This is a genomic window from Micromonospora trifolii (assembly GCF_022229005.1).
GTDB classification, from domain to species: domain Bacteria; phylum Actinomycetota; class Actinomycetes; order Mycobacteriales; family Micromonosporaceae; genus Micromonospora; species Micromonospora trifolii.
Window position 1 is genome coordinate 100,834 of sequence record NZ_JAKKFD010000034.1, and the last position, 16,023, is coordinate 116,856.

The 16,023-nt window shown below is 72.0% G+C and carries 10 protein-coding genes and 1 pseudogene; 5 read left to right on the forward strand and 6 right to left on the reverse strand.

Annotated features, from left to right (window positions below; translation table 11 throughout):
* Positions 1 to 145: 145 nt before the first annotated feature.
* The 3 genes from NIE79_RS20740 to NIE79_RS20750 are packed head-to-tail and all read right to left on the reverse strand — an operon-like array spanning position 146 to position 4,989.
* A complete protein-coding gene (locus NIE79_RS20740; RefSeq protein ID WP_238680131.1) occupies positions 146 to 2,617 on the reverse strand; it encodes a transglutaminase TgpA family protein in 2,472 nt (823 codons plus the stop codon).
* Positions 2,618 to 2,633: 16 nt separating this feature from the next.
* On the reverse strand, positions 2,634 to 3,932 hold the full coding sequence (locus tag NIE79_RS20745) for a DUF58 domain-containing protein (protein WP_238680132.1): 1,299 nt from the start codon (positions 3,930 to 3,932) through the stop codon (positions 2,634 to 2,636).
* Position 3,933: 1 nt separating this feature from the next.
* Positions 3,934 to 4,989 (reverse strand): AAA family ATPase, encoded by a 1,056-nt coding sequence (locus tag NIE79_RS20750; RefSeq protein ID WP_091407670.1) that lies wholly within the window; start codon positions 4,987 to 4,989, stop codon positions 3,934 to 3,936.
* Between the two features lie 403 nt (positions 4,990 to 5,392).
* Here NIE79_RS20750 and leuS point away from each other — a divergent pair, with 403 nt between their 5' ends.
* Positions 5,393 to 8,233 (forward strand): leucine--tRNA ligase, encoded by a 2,841-nt coding sequence (gene leuS, locus NIE79_RS20755; protein ID WP_238680133.1) that lies wholly within the window; start codon positions 5,393 to 5,395, stop codon positions 8,231 to 8,233.
* A gap of 205 nt (positions 8,234 to 8,438) precedes the next feature.
* Here the strand turns inward: leuS and NIE79_RS20760 are convergent, their stop codons facing one another.
* Genes NIE79_RS20760 through NIE79_RS20770 form a run of 3 tightly spaced genes read right to left on the reverse strand, consistent with a single transcriptional unit; the run spans position 8,439 to position 11,075 of the window.
* Entirely contained in the window at positions 8,439 to 9,122 is a 684-nt protein-coding gene (locus tag NIE79_RS20760) for a TVP38/TMEM64 family protein (protein WP_238680134.1), read from the reverse strand.
* Positions 9,119 to 9,838 (reverse strand): type 1 glutamine amidotransferase, encoded by a 720-nt coding sequence (locus NIE79_RS20765; protein ID WP_196925380.1) that lies wholly within the window; start codon positions 9,836 to 9,838, stop codon positions 9,119 to 9,121. The genes NIE79_RS20760 and NIE79_RS20765 overlap by 4 nt, the downstream gene beginning before the upstream one ends.
* Positions 9,828 to 11,075 (reverse strand): MurT ligase domain-containing protein, encoded by a 1,248-nt coding sequence (locus NIE79_RS20770; protein ID WP_196929998.1) that lies wholly within the window; start codon positions 11,073 to 11,075, stop codon positions 9,828 to 9,830. The genes NIE79_RS20765 and NIE79_RS20770 overlap by 11 nt, the downstream gene beginning before the upstream one ends.
* A 355-nt stretch (positions 11,076 to 11,430) precedes the next feature.
* On the opposite strand from NIE79_RS20770, the gene mraZ reads away from it, so the two are divergent.
* The 4 genes and pseudogenes from mraZ to NIE79_RS20790 all read left to right on the forward strand — a co-directional run bounded on the left by mraZ (position 11,431) and on the right by NIE79_RS20790 (position 15,985).
* Complete coding sequence (gene mraZ, locus NIE79_RS20775) at positions 11,431 to 11,862, forward strand: division/cell wall cluster transcriptional repressor MraZ (protein WP_030488958.1); 432 nt, start codon at positions 11,431 to 11,433, stop codon at positions 11,860 to 11,862.
* Between the two features lie 206 nt (positions 11,863 to 12,068).
* Positions 12,069 to 13,179 (forward strand): annotated as a pseudogene (gene rsmH / locus NIE79_RS20780) (16S rRNA (cytosine(1402)-N(4))-methyltransferase RsmH).
* Positions 13,169 to 13,774 (forward strand): cell division protein FtsL, encoded by a 606-nt coding sequence (gene ftsL, locus NIE79_RS20785; protein WP_238680135.1) that lies wholly within the window; start codon positions 13,169 to 13,171, stop codon positions 13,772 to 13,774. Before rsmH ends, ftsL begins: the two are co-directional and overlap by 11 nt.
* Positions 13,775 to 13,777: 3 nt before the next feature.
* Entirely contained in the window at positions 13,778 to 15,985 is a 2,208-nt protein-coding gene (locus NIE79_RS20790; RefSeq protein WP_238680136.1) for a peptidoglycan D,D-transpeptidase FtsI family protein, read from the forward strand.
* Positions 15,986 to 16,023: the final 38 nt, after the last annotated feature.

Consider the following 16,023-nt stretch of genomic DNA (forward strand, 5'->3'; position numbering starts at 1 on the left):
ATCGTGCTCGATCCTGGGAGTAGTGACCTCGTGCGCGAGGGGAGGGGCCTCTCTTTCCTGGACCGAGCACGACCTTGGGAAGGCGGCGGCTGAGGCGGGGTGGGGCGGCGGTGGTGGCCGCCGCCCCGGACCTGGAACTGGTCGGTCAGCGAGCGGCCCGGTCGGCCAGCAGCCGTCGAGGGTTCCACCGCAGCAGTCGGTACCGGGCCTGCCCGGTGAGCGCCACCATTCGGCCGGACCTGTCGGCCATGGCGGTGCGCCAACGCAGCAGCACCGACGGCGGCAGCACGGCGGCGAGCAGGCGGGTCCGTCGGTCCGCCCGCGTGGCGAGCGCCCCACGGACCGCGCGTAGCGCCGGCACCAACAGCTCACCGGTCAGCGGATCCCGCGCGTAGCGAGCCCGCTCCTCCGCCCGGCCGAGCAGCCGCGCCGAACCGATCGCGTCCTCATCGTCGAGGGCCTCCCGGACGAGCCGGTCCGCTGTCGCCCTGGGCGTCTCGGTCGGATCGACCGGGACCCGGAAGTCCACCAGCGTGTCGAGCAGCTCCGCCCAGGCGGCGTGCGCGTCGGCGCGGGCCCGGTTGGCGTCCACGCTGACCACCACCGGACGTGCCCCTGGCTCGCTGTCGCCGTCGACAATGGCGGAAGCCATCGCCGGGCTCACCGCGCTGCCACCGCGTCGGCGGCGCAGGGCCATGCGGCGCAGCGCGGGCACCGCGAGCAGCAGCAGCAGGGCCACCACACCCGCTGCCCACCAGGGCCAGACCGGCGGTTGCTCGTTCGGCGTCGTCCCGCCGAGAGCGAGCCCGTCGTCGGTGTCCCGGTCGGCGTTGTCGACGTCGGACGGCCCGGCCGAGGCTCCCGGCTCCGTCGGCGCGCCCGGGGCTTCGCTGCTCGGGCTGGTCGCCTCCGGCGCGTCGATGTCCGGTGCCCAGGCCGACCGCGTGGAGCCAGGCACCCCGTACGCCGGGGTGGCGTCGAACGGCACCCAACCGGCCTTGTCGAAGTAGACCTCGGTCCAGGCGTGCAGGTTGAGGTTGGTCAGCGTGATGGTGTCGCCGTCGCGCTTGCTGCCGTTGGTGAACCCGAACGCCACCCGGGCCGGGATGCCGGCCGCGCGGACCAGCCAGGCCATCGCGGCGGCGTACTGCTGGCAGTAGCCGACCTTGTTGGTCAGAAAGTTGACGATGTCCTGACCGCTGCTGCCGCTCTCGGTGCTCAGCTGGTACTTGAATCCGTTGTCCGCCGAGAAGTGCCGGTAGATCGACAGCACCCTGTCGTACTCCGTGCGCTTGCCCTCGATCAGCCCCTGGACCAGCTCCTCCACCTCGGGCACCGGCCCGGGGGTGGCGGTCATCTGTCGGCGTATGGGGTGTTCGGTCGGCAGTGGCTTCGTGGTCCGCAACGCGTCGGGCGTGAAGGTCGAGCGGACGTAGTCGAAGGAGTACTTCCGACCGCGGGAGTTCTCCCGGTTGGAGAAGACGACCTGCTGGTTGGCGTCGTAGAGCCAGTTGTCGCTGAGGTCGTCGGCGCTGGTCGGCTCGGCGTACACCGGCATCAGCGACATGCTCAGGCTCTTGGTGACCTCGACGGTCGCCTGGTAGGTGGTCTGCTGCACGCCTGGACCGGCCCGGTCGGCCGGGTTCGGCAGGTCCCCGTTGACCGTTCGGCCGCTGGGGTTGCGCGCCTGGAAACCAGCGGGGCGAAGCTCGTCGGCGACCGCGTAGCGCAGGTAGAACGGGCTCTGCTCGGACGTCTTCACCTTGACCAGATCGGCCACCTGGGACTGGTTGAGCTGACCGGCGAGCGAGGCGAACAGGTCGATCCGACCGGACGTGCCGCCCGAGCCGGACCCGTTGCCGGATCCGTTGCCCGGCCCCCGGCTGAGCGAGTCGAGCAGCCCGCCGGTCATGCCGGGCACCGCCAGCGGCAGCACCACCGCCAGGGCCACCCCGACCGCCGCGAGCCGGCGGCCGGCGGACGCCAACGGAGAGGCCTCCCACACGTCGACGTCGCGGCCATCACCGGTGAACCGGCGCCCGAAGCGGCGCACCCGGTCGACGTTGTCGGTGACCAGCAGCCAGAGGTAACCGGCGGCGCCCACCACGAACGGCACCGCGGGAACGCTGTCCACGTAGACGGCGACCGGCACCGAGTAGATGGCGAGCATCGGCAGCCCGGCCAGTGCGGGCCGGCGCAGCCCCACGGCCAGTACGTCGACCAGCACGGCGACCCCGCCGACGCCGAGCACGGCGATGAACAGCAGCGGGTCAGTGTCCGGGACCTCGACCCCGTACGAGCGCATGTCCTGCATGGAGCCGGCGAGCAGGTCACCGAAGTACGCGAACGTGCCCGGGGTGGGCAGGATCGCGAGCAACTCCTGGCCGCTGGGGAACAACCAGGTCAGGGCGAGCATCAGGCCGGCCAGCATGCCCAGCACCTGACCCCACAGTGGTGCCCGGGCTAGGCGGGTCAGCGCGGCCACCCCGGCCACCACGGCGACCGCGATGATGGACTCGATCAACCACGTCCAGCCCTGGAAGATGGCCGACAGCGGCGCGGCGGCCAGCAGCGTGGCAGCGGCGGCCACCATGCCGATGTTCCGACTGCTGATCATGAGGGGAGCCTTCCGTTCATCGCACACCGCCGGCGACCGTCTCGGCCAGCGCGGCCCGCAGGGCGAACCCCTGGGCGCCCCGACCGACCTGCGGCCACAGCGCCGGCAGCCGGCCGCCGTGGTCGACGCCGACCACCCGCCAGCCACTCCGCACCATGGCGAGGACGGCGGCGGCGTGGGCGTGCTCCGCCTCGGCCCGCGCCTTCTCCGGCAGGCTGAGCCAGGTGGAGCTGTTCAGCAGGAAGCCGACACAGGTGGCGCCGTTGCCCCGCAGCCCGGCCAGCAGCTCCGCCTCGGCGACGCTCACAGTGCCGAACAGGCCGATGATCAGACCGCCGTCGGCGCGCTGGCGGACCCGCTGCACGAGACCGGTGACCTCGGCGCGCTGATCCAGTCGGACCTCCGCGAGGTGGTCGAGCAGCGCGCCGTCCCCGCCGGCCTCAGAGGCGTCCACATCTGCCCCCGAGCCGGTGACCAGGCGCAACTTGTAACCGGCCTGCCGCAGGTGGACGGCGATGCTGGCGGCGGCCGAGACGGACCACTCGAAACTGGCCGTCGGCCCCTCGCCCCGGTGGCCGTACGCCCGGGTGTCCAGGACGACTGTGGCCCGGCTCTCCCACGGCTGCTCCTCGCGGCGCACCATCAGCTCACCGGTGCGCGCTGTGGACTTCCAGTGCACCCGGCGCAGGTCGTCGCCGCGCCGGTACTCCCGGGTCGCCGCGTCGTCCTCGCCGTGCACCGCCACCGAGCGGGCCCGACTGTCCCCGCTGCCCGCGTACTCCCCGGGGAGCCGGACCGACGGCAGTGGGGTGACCTGCGGGATGACCGTCAGGTGGTCGGTGCTGGGGAAGGAGCGGGTGAGCTCGCACAGGCCGAACGGGTCGGTCATCCGGACGACCAGCGGGCCCACGTCGTAGCGACCCCGCACGTCGGCCCGCACCGTGTACGCCACGGAGCTGGCCTGGTGCGCGCCGAGGCGCTCCAACACCACCCGGGGCCGGCTGCCCAACGCGTAGGGCAGCCGGTCCTCCAGGAGCAGGGTGCCGGTCGGCAGCCGGGACAGGTTCTGTAGGCGCAGCACCACCCGGGAGTTGGCGCCGACCGGAACCCGGTGCGGGTCCAGCGAACGGTTGCAGGCCAGCTTGTAGCGGCTCCGCCCGACGTAGGCGGCGGCCAGCAACGGCAGGATGGCCAACAGCACAGCCACCCGGAGCAGGTCCTTCTCGCCGAGGATGCCGGCCGAGATCGCCGCCGCGACAGCGGCGGCGAGGAAGGACCGCCCGCGGGTGGTCAGCCCGCGTAGCCCGGCACGCACGTCATGGCCTCCGCGGCTCGTAGGGTGCGCGACCGTTGCCGGTGGCGGGGGGTCGGGTGTCGTACGGGTTGCGCTGCCGGTCGTGTGGCAGCGGCAGGCGGTGCACCAGCTCGGAGACGATCGCGTCGGTGGTGCGCCGGGCGAGCTGCGCGTCGGCGGTCGGGATGATCCGGTGGGCGAGCACCGGCACCGCCAGGGCCTGAAGGTCGTCGGGAAGGACGTAGTCGCGGCCCTCCAGGGCGGCGACCGCCCGGGCGGTGCGCAACAGTTGCAGGGTTGCCCGGGGGGACGCGCCGAGCCGCAGGTCGGGGGCCTCGCGGGTGGCGGTGACCAGGTCGATCGCGTACTGCTTGACCGCGTCGGCGACGTGCACCTGCCGGACGGTGGCGATCAGCTGCCGGACGATGGCCGCGTCGGAGACCGCGCGCAGCTCGTGCAGCGGGTCGGTGGCGCCGTGCCCGTCGAGCATGGCCAGCTCGGCGTTGGAGTCCGGGTAACCCATCGCGATGCGGGCGGTGAACCGGTCGCGCTGCGCCTCCGGCAGCGGATAGGTCCCCTCCATCTCGATCGGGTTCTGGGTGGCGATCACCATGAACGGGGTCTGGAGCTGGTACGTCACGCCGTCGACGGTGACCTGGCGCTCCTCCATGCACTCCAGCAACGCCGACTGGGTCTTCGGCGAGGCCCGGTTGATCTCGTCGCCGACCACCAGGTTGGCGAACACGGCACCGGGACGGAACTCGAAGTCGTGCGTCTCCTGGTTGTAGACGCTGACCCCGGTGACGTCGCTGGGCAGCAGGTCGGGGGTGAACTGGATGCGCCGCACGGTGCAGTCGATGGACCGCGCGAGGGCCTTGGCAAGCTTGGTCTTGCCGACACCCGGGACGTCTTCGATCAGGAGGTGACCCTCGGCGAGCAGGACGGCCAGGGCGAGCCGCACGGTGGCGGTCTTACCCTCGATGACCTGCTCGATGTTGGCCACGATGGCCTCGCTGGCGGCGCGGAACTCGTCGTGCGGCAACAAGCCGCCCACCTCGTCCCAGGTCTGTTGTGTCACGGGCCTCCTCCTCGTCGCCGTCACGGCAGCTCTCTAGAGAGCACCTGGACCCGCCGTTGGGTTCGCGACGTCGAGCCTCGTTTGCCGCAGGAATCTCACTAGTCTCTCAGGCTAACCATGTTTGTCGTTATCGCCGACCCCCGCAGGTAGTCCGTCGGTTACGCACCGATATTCGCCAGCTCGGGGGAACGGGGTTCGACAGGCCCGGGGGCCGGCAGGGCGAACCGCGGAAGAGGTACACTGCGGGACATGGCCGGAGTCTTCCTGCTTCTTACCGGGCCGTGCTGATGCGCTGAACCCAGCGACAGCACGGCGGCCCCTCCTGCGCGAGGGGCTTTTTTGTGCCCGCCGCCGGCCCGGCCCGGTGGCGCCGAGACGAAGCGAAGCGAAGCGAGGAGAGACGATGAGTGAGGCAGCCGCACCGGCGGGCGACATTCCCCCGTTCCGGTACACCGCGGCCCTGGCCGACGAGATCGAGATTCGTTGGCAGGACACCTGGGCGCGCGAGGGCACCTTCCACGCACCGAACCCGACCGGCCCGCTGGCCGACCCGACCCACCCGCGCGCGGGCGCGGAGAAGCTGTACGTGCTGGACATGTTCCCGTACCCCTCCGGAGCGGGCCTGCACGTCGGCCACCCACTGGGCTACATCGGCACCGACTGCTACGCCCGCTACCAGCGGATGGCCGGCCGCAACGTGCTGCACGCGATGGGCTTCGACGCGTTCGGACTGCCCGCCGAGCAGTACGCGGTGCAGACCGGCACCCACCCCCGGACCACCACCGTCGCGAACATCGAGCGGTACAAGGCGCAGCTGCGCCGGCTGGGGCTGGCGCACGACGAGCGCCGCTCGGTGGCCACCATCGACACCGACTTCTACCGCTGGACCCAGTGGATCTTCCTGCAGATCTTCAACTCCTGGTACGACCGCGACGCCAACCGGGCCCGTCCGATCGCCGAGCTGATCGCCGAGTTCGAGGGCGGTAACCGGTCCACACCGGACGGCCGCGCCTGGGCCGAGCTGAGCGTCGCCGAGCGCCGCCAGGTCGTCGACGACCACCGTCTGGCGTACGTCTCGCAGGCGCCGGTGAACTGGTGCCCGGGGCTGGGCACCGTGCTGGCCAACGAGGAGGTCACCGCCGACGGCCGCTCCGACCGGGGCAACTTCCCGGTCTTCAAGCGCAACCTGAAGCAGTGGAAGATGCGCATCACCGCCTACGGTGACCGGCTGCTGGACGACCTGGACAGCCTGGACTGGCCCGAGCCGATCAAGCTGATGCAGCGCAACTGGATCGGCCGCTCCACCGGTGCCCACATCGACTTCCCGACCAGCGCGGCGCCGGTGCGGGTGTTCACGACCCGCCCGGACACCGTCTTCGGCGCCACCTACATGGTGCTGGCGCCCGAGCACGAGCTGGTCGACACGCTGGCGCCGGCCAACTGGCCGGACGGCACGAGGGACGCCTGGACCGGCGGGCACGCCAGCCCCCGGGAGGCCGTCGAGGCGTACCGCAAGGCGGCGGCCGCCAAGACCGACGTCGAGCGGCAGTCCGACACCAAGGAGAAGACCGGCGTCTTCATCGGCGCGTACGCCACCAACCCGGTCACCGGCGGGCAGATCCCGATCTTCATCGCCGACTACGTGCTGGCCGGCTACGGCACCGGCGCGATCATGGCGGTGCCGGCGCAGGACGAGCGGGACTGGGCGTTCGCCGAGGTCTTCGAGCTGCCCATCGTCCGTACCGTGCAGCCGGCGGAGGGCTTCGACGGCAAGGCGTACACCGGTGACGGCCCGGCCATCAACAGCGCCGCGCCCGAGCGCGGCCTGGACCTGAACGGCCTGGGGGTCGCCGACGCCAAGGCGGCGACCATCGCCTGGCTGGAGGCGAACGGGCACGGCACCGGCGCGGTGACCTACCGGCTGCGCGACTGGCTGTTCTCCCGGCAGCGGTACTGGGGCGAACCGTTCCCGATCGTCTACGACGAGACCGGCGCGGCGATCGCCCTGCCGGAGGAGATGCTGCCGGTCGAGCTGCCGGAGGTCGACGACTTCTCCCCGAAGACGTTCGACGCCGACGACGCCAACAGCAACCCGGAGACCCCGCTGTCGCGGCGGCGCGACTGGGTCGAGGTCGAACTGGACCTGGGTGACGGGCCGAAGCGCTACACCCGGGAAACCAACGTGATGCCGCAGTGGGCCGGCTCCTGCTGGTACGAGCTGCGCTACCTGGACCCGACCAACAGCGAGCGGTTCGTCGACGCGGAGAACGAGCAGTACTGGATGGGCCCGCGCGCCGACGGCGACTGCGGGGGCACCGACCTGTACGTCGGTGGCGCCGAGCACGCCGTGCTGCACCTGCTGTACGCGCGGTTCTGGCACAAGGTGCTGTTCGACCTGGGGCACGTGTCGTCGTTCGAGCCGTTCCGCAAGCTGTTCAACCAGGGCATGATCCAGGCGTACGCGTACACCGACTCGCGCGGCAGCTACGTGCAGGCCGAGGAGGTCATGGAGCGCGACGGCGCCTACTACCTGGGCGACCTGACGGTCAACCGCGAGTACGGCAAGATGGGCAAGTCGCTGAAGAACGTGGTGACCCCCGACGACATGTGCGCCGCCTACGGCGCGGACACCTTCCGGGTGTACGAGATGTCGATGGGCCCGCTGGAGGTCTCCCGCCCCTGGGAGACCCGGGCGGTGGTCGGCTCGTACCGGTTCCTGCAGCGGGTGTGGCGGGCTGTCGTCGACGAGCAGACCGGCGCCCTGCGGGTCACCGAGGACCCGGCCGACGAGGCGACCCGCCGGTTGCTGCACAAGGTGATCGACGGGGTTCGTGGCGACATGGACGACATCCGGTTCAACACGGCGATCGCCAAGCTGATCGAGCTGACCAACGGGCTGACCCGACTGTCGGCCACGCCCCGCGAGGTGGCCGAGCCGCTGGTGCTGATGGTGGCGCCGTTCGCCCCGCACCTGGCCGAGGAGCTGTGGCGCAAGCTGGGCCACGACACCTCGCTGACGTACGCGGACTTTCCGACCGCGGACCCGGCGCTGCTGGTGGCCGACACGGTGACCTACCCGGTGCAGGTCAACGGCAAGGTCCGTGGCCGCATCGAGGTCCCCGCAGACGCCGCCGAGGAGACCGTCCGCGCGGCGGCCCTGGACGCGGTGGCCGCGACCCTGGCCGGCAAGGAGCCCCGCAAGGTCATCGTGGTCAAGGGCCGAATGGTCTCGGTAGTCGCCTGACCCGCAGTCGATCAGGGCACCGTGACGTCCACGGAGGCGGGCACCGCGTTGAGCGTGATGACTCAGAGGCATCAATATGCCTCTGAGTCATCACGCTCTCCGGGGCATCCCCCGCCGGTCACCGCGCAACCGGCTCGACCAGCCGCCGGGCGGTTGCGCTCCGGCGGTCACGAGCAGGCCGGTCTGCTCGGCTTTCCGCCGCGGGTCAGACGGGCATGGTGCGGCGGCGGCGTTCGGCGCGCCACCACTGGTGGACGAGGACCAGGCTGGCGATCAGGCCGAGGCTGGCCGGGGCGGCGGCGTACCAGTTGACGTGGCCGGGGGAGCTGACCGCCGCGCCGATCGCCGCGTAGCCGAAGGCGGTGGGCGCGGACGCGATCACGCTTCCGGCCAGGAACGGCAGCACTCGGGCGCCGGTCGTGCCGTAGCCGTAGCTGACCAGGCCGAAGCCGGCGATCGGCAGCAGCCGGACGGTGACCACACCGAGCACGCTCTGCCGGGCGAACCAACCGTCGAGGCGGGCCAGGCGACCGCGAACCCGTTCGGCTACGAACTCCCGACCGAGCAACCGGCCGACAGTGAACCCGATCGCCGCGGCCACCAGCGCGGCGCCCAGGGCGTACGCGGCGCCCTCCAGCGGGCCGAAGATCGCCCCGGCGGCGAGTGTGATGAAGGTCCGGGGCACCAGCGCGACCAGCAGCAGCGCACCACCGAGGATCGCCGCCACCGGGGCGAGGTCGCCCAGCCGGTCGGCGATCAGCGGCAACTGCGCCGGATCCGGCCGGGGCACCAGCAGCAGCAGTAACCCGCACGCGCCGATCAGCAGGACGAGCAGGGCGAATCGGGCGGCCGACGGCTGCCGGAGCAGCCGCCGGACGGCACGGATCATGCCCGGGCGGCGGCCACCGCGGAGCGGCGCTCGTTGCGGAGCCGGTCCGACCAGGTGTCGTCCAACGGCGGGAGCTGGTGTGCCCCGGTGGCCCAGCGCAGCAGCAGGTCGGCCAGGGCCGGGTTGCGCGCCAGCGCCGGCCCGTGTGAGTAGGTGCCCAGCAGCTTGCCGCGCCAGGCGCCCTCGGTGGCGCCGTCGTTGCCCACCCCGGCGGTGACCCGGGCCAGCGGGGAGACCTCCGGACCGAGGTGGGTGCGGCCGCCGTGGTTCTCGAAACCGGTCAGCGGCGGCAGGCCCAGCCGGGGGTCGATCTCACCGGCCAGCTCGCCCACGGCCCGGCTCTCGCCCCGGTCGGACTGCAGGTCGAGCAGCTCCAGCCCGCGGCACTGCACACCCTTGGCGAAGAACGAGGTGCCGAGCAGTTGGTAGCCGGCGCAGACGCCGAACACGACCGAGCCCTGCGCGACGGCGCGGTGCAGGCCGCCGTCGGCGAGCAGCCGCTGGGCGCCGAGCGCCTGCGGGCCGTCCTCGCCGCCACCGACCAGGTAGATGTCGGCGGTCGCGGGCAGCCGCTGGTCGGAGCGGACCTCCAACACCTCGACCGGCATCCCGCGCTGACGGGCCCGCCGGGCGAGGATCAGGGCGTTGCCCCGGTCTCCGTAGGTGGAGAGCAGGTCGGGGTAGATCCAGACGATGCGCAGACTCTCAGATGACACGGTCCAACTCCGCTCGGATGTCCTGGAACGCGGTGTAGTTCGCGATGACCTCCAGCCGCCCGGGCGGGACCGACCGGAGTGCGTCGTCGAACGTGCGGACGTGCTGGAACGGCACGTCGTTGACGTCGAGTCGAACCGCCAGGTCGTATGCCCGGTCGCCAGTGATCAACACCTGCCGGCCGCGGAGCGGGGCGAAGTCGACGTCGTAGAGCCAGGAGGTGTCCAGACCGTCGGGGTCGCGCGCGTTGATGGAGAGCAGGGTCGGCGCGTCGTCGGCCATGTCGAACGCCTCCAGCCAGCTGGCCGGGTTCTTGGCCAGCAGCAGCCGGATGTTGCGCCCGTCCTTGTCGACCTGCGCGTAGCGGCCGGCCACCGAGGTGACGATGCCGAGGCGGGACACCGCGTCGACCGGGCGGACGCCGAACTCGGCGGCCACCGCCAGCGCGGTCGCCGCGTTGCCGAGGTTGACCTTGCCGGGTAGTTGGAGCGAGACCTTGTGCCAGGCGCCGGTGGGGTCGAGCACGCCCTCGTCCTCGACGACCCAGTGCGGCTCCGGTCGGCGCAGCGGGCAGCCGGTGCACCACCACTGCTCGCCGGAACGCTGGATGGTGGAGCCGCACTCCGGGCAGACCCAGGAGTCGTCGTGCCAGCGTTGGCCGGCACTGAACCACGTCACGTGCGGCGGCTTGATGCCCCGGGCGGGGTCGCCCGGTGGGGTGGCGGCCCACACCACCAGCGGGTCGTCGGCGTTGGCCACCACCCGTACGTCGGTGTGCCGGACCAGCGCCGCGCGCCAGAGCTGCGCCATCATGGCGACCTCCTTGGCGCGGTCGAGCTGGTCGCGGGAGAGGTTGAGCAGCGCGACCACGTGCGGCTCGGTCGCCTCCAGGACCTGCGCCAGGTAGTGCTCGTCGACCTCCAGCACCGCGTACGGGGTGCTGCCGGCCTTGGCCAGCGCGGAGGTGTGCCCGCTGGGCATGTTGGCGCCGAACGAGTTGGTGGCCACCCGGCCGAGCACGCCGACCGCGGCGGAGGTCAACCGGGTGGTGGTGGTCTTGCCGTTGGTGCCGGAGACGAGCGCGATGGCGCGCCCGGCCGACAGGTGAGCCAGCAGGTCCGGGTCGATCTTCAGGCCGATCCACCCGCCGATCACTGAACCGTCGCCACGGCCGGCCGCCCGGGAGAGCGCCGCGGCGGTCCGTGACACGGAGCTGGCCACCTTGGCCCGTAGGGGCATTTTCGCGTCCGTCACGCGAGCGAGGTTACCGGACCGCCGGCCCCACCAGATCGCCGCCGACGGTGAACCGTTCGGCCGTGGTGGCTGCGCGGGCGGCCGGGTCGGCGTCCCCCGGACGGAGTCGATCTATGTCGGAAAGCGGACCACGCCGAGGGGCGGCCGGAGCCCTCCACTGCGCTCCACCCCTTGTGACGTGCGGTTTTGCCTCCGGGTTGGCCGCGCCACGCGGGCGAATTTGGTTGCGGGTGGAGGGAAGTGGAGTAGAGTGGGGACCAATGGTGAGGCCGGGAGGGCTCACCGGCCCGGGGGGTCAGCGGCGCCGCGAACGCCGCTCAAGGGCGAGGGGGTTGGGCCGATGTTTCTCGGCACCCACACTCCGCGCCTGGACGAAAAGGGCCGGTTGATCCTTCCGGCCAAGTTCCGGGATGAGCTGGCGGGGGGTGTCGTGGTCACCAAAGGGCAGGAGCGCTGCCTCTACGTCTTCCCGACCCCTGAGTTCCAGCGGATCGCGGAGCAGTTGCGCGCGCAGCCGATGACCCACAAGGCGGCCCGGGCCTACAGCCGGGTCTTCTTCGCCAGCGCGCACGACGAGGTTCCGGACAAGCAGGGTCGGGTGACCATCCCGGCTCACCTGCGGGCCTATGCCGCGCTGGACCGCGAGTTGGTGGTCATCGGCGCGAGCACGCGGGTGGAGATCTGGGACAAGGTCGCCTGGGAGACCTACCTCGCCGAGAGCGAAGACGACTTCGCCGACATCGAGGAGGGGGTGCTGCCCGGCGGTCTGTAGGGCGGTAACGGCGCCCGACGTACTGCGAGATCTCCAGCCGCTTTCGAGTTCCTGGCATCACTTCCCCGGTGCCAGGCGCACGATCCAGACATTGGGCGACGGTCCGGTGTCAGGCGGGAGCGGATGGGGATCTGGCGGTACGACGGCAGCGCCGTCCGACGACAGGCGCACGAGAAGAACGGACGTTTCAACCAGTGGGGGTCATCATGGGGGAGTTGCGCGGCACGCACGTGCCGGTGCTGCTCGAGCGGTGTCTCGAGCTGCTGGCCCCCGCGCTGGGTCGAGGCGGCCGGACGGTCTACGTCGACGCGACGCTCGGTCTGGCCGGGCATGCGGAGGCAGTGCTCGAGGCACATCCGGAGACGGTCCTGATCGGGCTCGACCGGGACACCGAGGCGCTCGCTCACGCGCGGGTCCGGCTGGCCCGGTTCGCCGATCGGCTGCACCTGGAGCACGCCGTCTACGACGAGTTGCCGGACGTACTGGACCGGCTGGGCTATCCGGCCATCGACGGCGTCCTGTTCGACCTGGGTGTCTCGTCGTTGCAGCTGGACGCGCCCGACCGGGGGTTCGCGTACGCCCAGGACGCGCCGTTGGACATGCGGATGGACCAGACCCGGGGGGTGACCGCCGAAGAGGTGGTCAACACGTACGCGCATCCGGACCTGGCCCGGGTGCTGCGGGTCTACGGCGAGGAGAAGTTCGCCGGTCGGATCGCCTCGGCGATCATCCGGCAGCGGGAACGGGCCCGGATCACCTCGTCCGCGCTGCTGGCGGAGCTGGTTCGGGACTCCATTCCGGCACCAGCCCGACGAACGGGCGGGCACCCGGCAAAGAGAACGTTTCAGGCTTTACGGATCGAGGTAAACAAAGAGCTGGCAGCGCTGGAGACAGCGTTGCCATTCGCACTCGACGCACTGACCGTGGGCGGTCGCATGGTGGTCCTGTCCTACCACTCGCTGGAGGACAGGCTCACCAAGGCGGCCCTCACGGACCGGGTCCGCAGTAAGGGCCCGATTGACCTCCCGGTCGAGCTTCCCGGGTCCGGTCCGACGTTCCGGCTGCTCAGCCGGGGCGCCGAACTGCCCGGGGAGGCGGAGGTCGCCGCGAACCCGCGGGCTGCCTCGGTGCGGCTGCGGGCCGCGGAGCGACTCGACCCGAACGCGACAGAGCAGGGGCGGACCGACCGCGAACGGTCTCGCCGACGGGTGAAGGGAATGCACCAACCGGGCACGGGGTCCGCCTGATCCGTGGGGGGTCAGGGGCACCGGGACGGCTAGAGGGACGGATGTTGAGGGGGAGGGACATGAGCATTGACAAGCGCGACCGCCGGGACGTCACCGGCGGCGGGCAGCGCGCACCGCGGTCGGGGGGCCGGATCGCGGCGGAGCGGGCTCCGCGCCTCGGAAACGGTACGCCACGCATCGATCGAACGAATCGGCAGGGGGACACTCGCGCCCGGGGGGCGCGCGAGTTCCCGACTCAGGGCACCGCCGCGCTGCGGCCGGTCGAGAAGGCCGCCAGCGCCACCAGCGCCCGGCCACCGCGACTGCGGGTGGCGCCGCCGCCGCCGATCTCGGTGCCGCGTGCGCCTTTCGCGGCGCTGATCGTGGTGCTGGTGGTCGGTGGGGTGCTGGGCATCCTGGCGGTCAATACCAAGATCAATGAGAACGCGTTCCGGCTGGAGCGGTTGCAGCAGCAGCAGGCTCGACTGGACCTGGAGAAGCAGCAACTGGACAAGCAGATCGCCGACGCCGAGGCGCCGGGCAACCTGACCGCCGAGGCGCGGCGGCTGGGCCTGGTCGACGCCGGCGAGCCGGGCTACATCCGACTGCCGGACGGCAAGACCATCGGTGTGCCGCAGCCGGCGAACGGCCAGCCGTCGGTGACCAGCCAGGGTGCGGGAGGCTGACCGGTGCCACCAAGGTCGGACGAGCCGCGCCGGGACCCTACGGGGTCCCGGCGCGGTTCTGCACGTGATGCCGGGCCAGCCGATGGCGAGCCGCGCACCGGCGAGCCGGGTATCGGGGGCATCTCCGGCGCCCGGGCGTACACCCCGAGGGGTCGGACCGTGCGCGAGGAGCGTGGCACGCCGGCGCGCGGTCAGGGCGCCGAGCAGCGACGTACTCCGCGCAGCACCCGGTCCGGTGACCCGTTCCGGCCGGCGTTGCAGGTGCTCGACGGCGGCCGGGCCGCCGCCCGGGCCGGCCGGCGCGACGCTCCGGCCGCCGGCCGCGGTGGTGTGGTGCGCACCGTCGCGCCGCGTACCCCCCGTGGCCCGGGTGGGGACGAGCCGCCGCCGCGTCGCCGGACCACGCCACGCGCGCCGCGGCGCACCGACCGACCGGCGGCCCGCCGGCCGTCCCGCAAGCCACGACGCCCGCCGAAGCTGGCCGACTCGCGGCTGCGGCTGCGGCTGGGCACCGTTCTCGCCCTGACGCTCTTCGCCACCATCGGGATCCGGCTGATCTTCCTCCAGACGGTCGACGCTCCGGCGTACGCCGGGGGTGGCATCAGCGACCGCCTCCGCACTGTCGAGCTGCCGGCGCCGCGGGGCGCGATCTACGACAGCACCGGCGCGCCGCTGGCCCGCAGTGTCGAGGCGCGGTACGTGTACGCCGACCCGACCGAGGTGAAGGACTCAGCCGCCGTCGCCAAGGCGCTCTCCCCGCTGCTCGGCATCCCGGTGTCGAAGCTCGTCGAGCTGATGAAGCCCCGCAAGCTGGAGGACGGCAAGACGTCCCGGTTCGTGTACCTGGCGCGGGGGGTCGAGATCTCCACCGCCAAGCGGGTGCAGGCGCTGGACCTCCTCGGCATCGGGGTGCACCGCGACGAGCGCCGTGAGGTGCCCGGCGGTGACCTGGCGGCCAACCTGATCGGCTTCACCAGCCAGGACATGGTCGGGTTGGAGGGGCTGGAGGCCCGCTACGACGACGTGCTCGCCGGTCAGGACGGCAAGCGGGTGTACGAGGCCGGCCTCGGCGACCTCGGCGCACCGATCCCGGGCGGCTACAGCCGCACCACGCTCGCCAAACCGGGCAGCTCGCTCGCCCTCACCCTCAATCGCGACCTGCAGTTCCGGACGCAGCAGATCCTCAGCGCGGGCATGGCCCAGGCGCCGGGCGGCACCGGCGCGGCCGTGATCATCGAGATTCCCTCCGGCGCGGTGCTGGCCCAGGCCAGCAACCCCACCTACAGCGCGGCGAAGCCGACGCCCAGCGACCCGGTCGCCCGGGAGGACGCCGCGACCAGCTTCGTGGTCGACCCCGGCTCCGTGCACAAGGCGATCACCTACGGCGCGGCGTTGCAGGAGGGGGTGATCACGCCGGACACCACGCTGCCCATCGCCAACAGCATCAAGATGGGCGACACCTGGTTCTCCGACACGCACCCGGCCGACGGCAAGCGGATGAGCGTGCCCGGGATGCTCGCCTACTCGTCGAACGTCGGCACCATCACCATCGCCGAGCGGCTCGGCCGGGACCGGCTGATCGACTACCAGAAGCGGTTCGGGCTGGGTAAGCCCACCGGCGAGGGGATGCCCGGGGAGGCCAGCGGCCGACTGCTGCCGGCCGACGAGTGGAGCGGGTCGTCGCACGGGTCGGTGCCGATCGGGCACAGCGTCGACGCCACCCCGTTGCAGATGGCCGCCGCGTACGCCGCCATCGCCAACAACGGCACGTACGTGCAGCCGCACCTGGTCAAGGAGGTGATCGGCTCGGACGGCAAGCGCACCCCCGCGCCGGCCCCGGCGACCCGGTCGGTGCTCAGCCCGCAGAACGCCGCGGCGCTGCGCACCATGCTGGAGGCGGTCACCACCGTCGACCATGCCACCGGCACCACCGCCGCGGTTCCCGGATACCGGGTCGCCGGCAAGACCGGCACCGGGTGGCGGTTGGTGAACGGCAAGAAGCAGCCCGGTGAGGTGTCCTCGTTCATCGGGATGGCCCCCGCCGAGAACCCCCGATACGTGATCGCCGTCTTCGTCTACGCGCCCAACGGTGGGGGCGCGGCGATCGCCAATCCGGCGTTCCGCGACATGATGCAGTTCACTCTGCGTCACTACCGGGTGCCGCCCTCCACCGGCGGATCCGCGCCCAAGTTCGTGGTCTATCCGCGCTGAGCAGCAACGGCGGGACATCATCGGTGAGTGCCGACGAA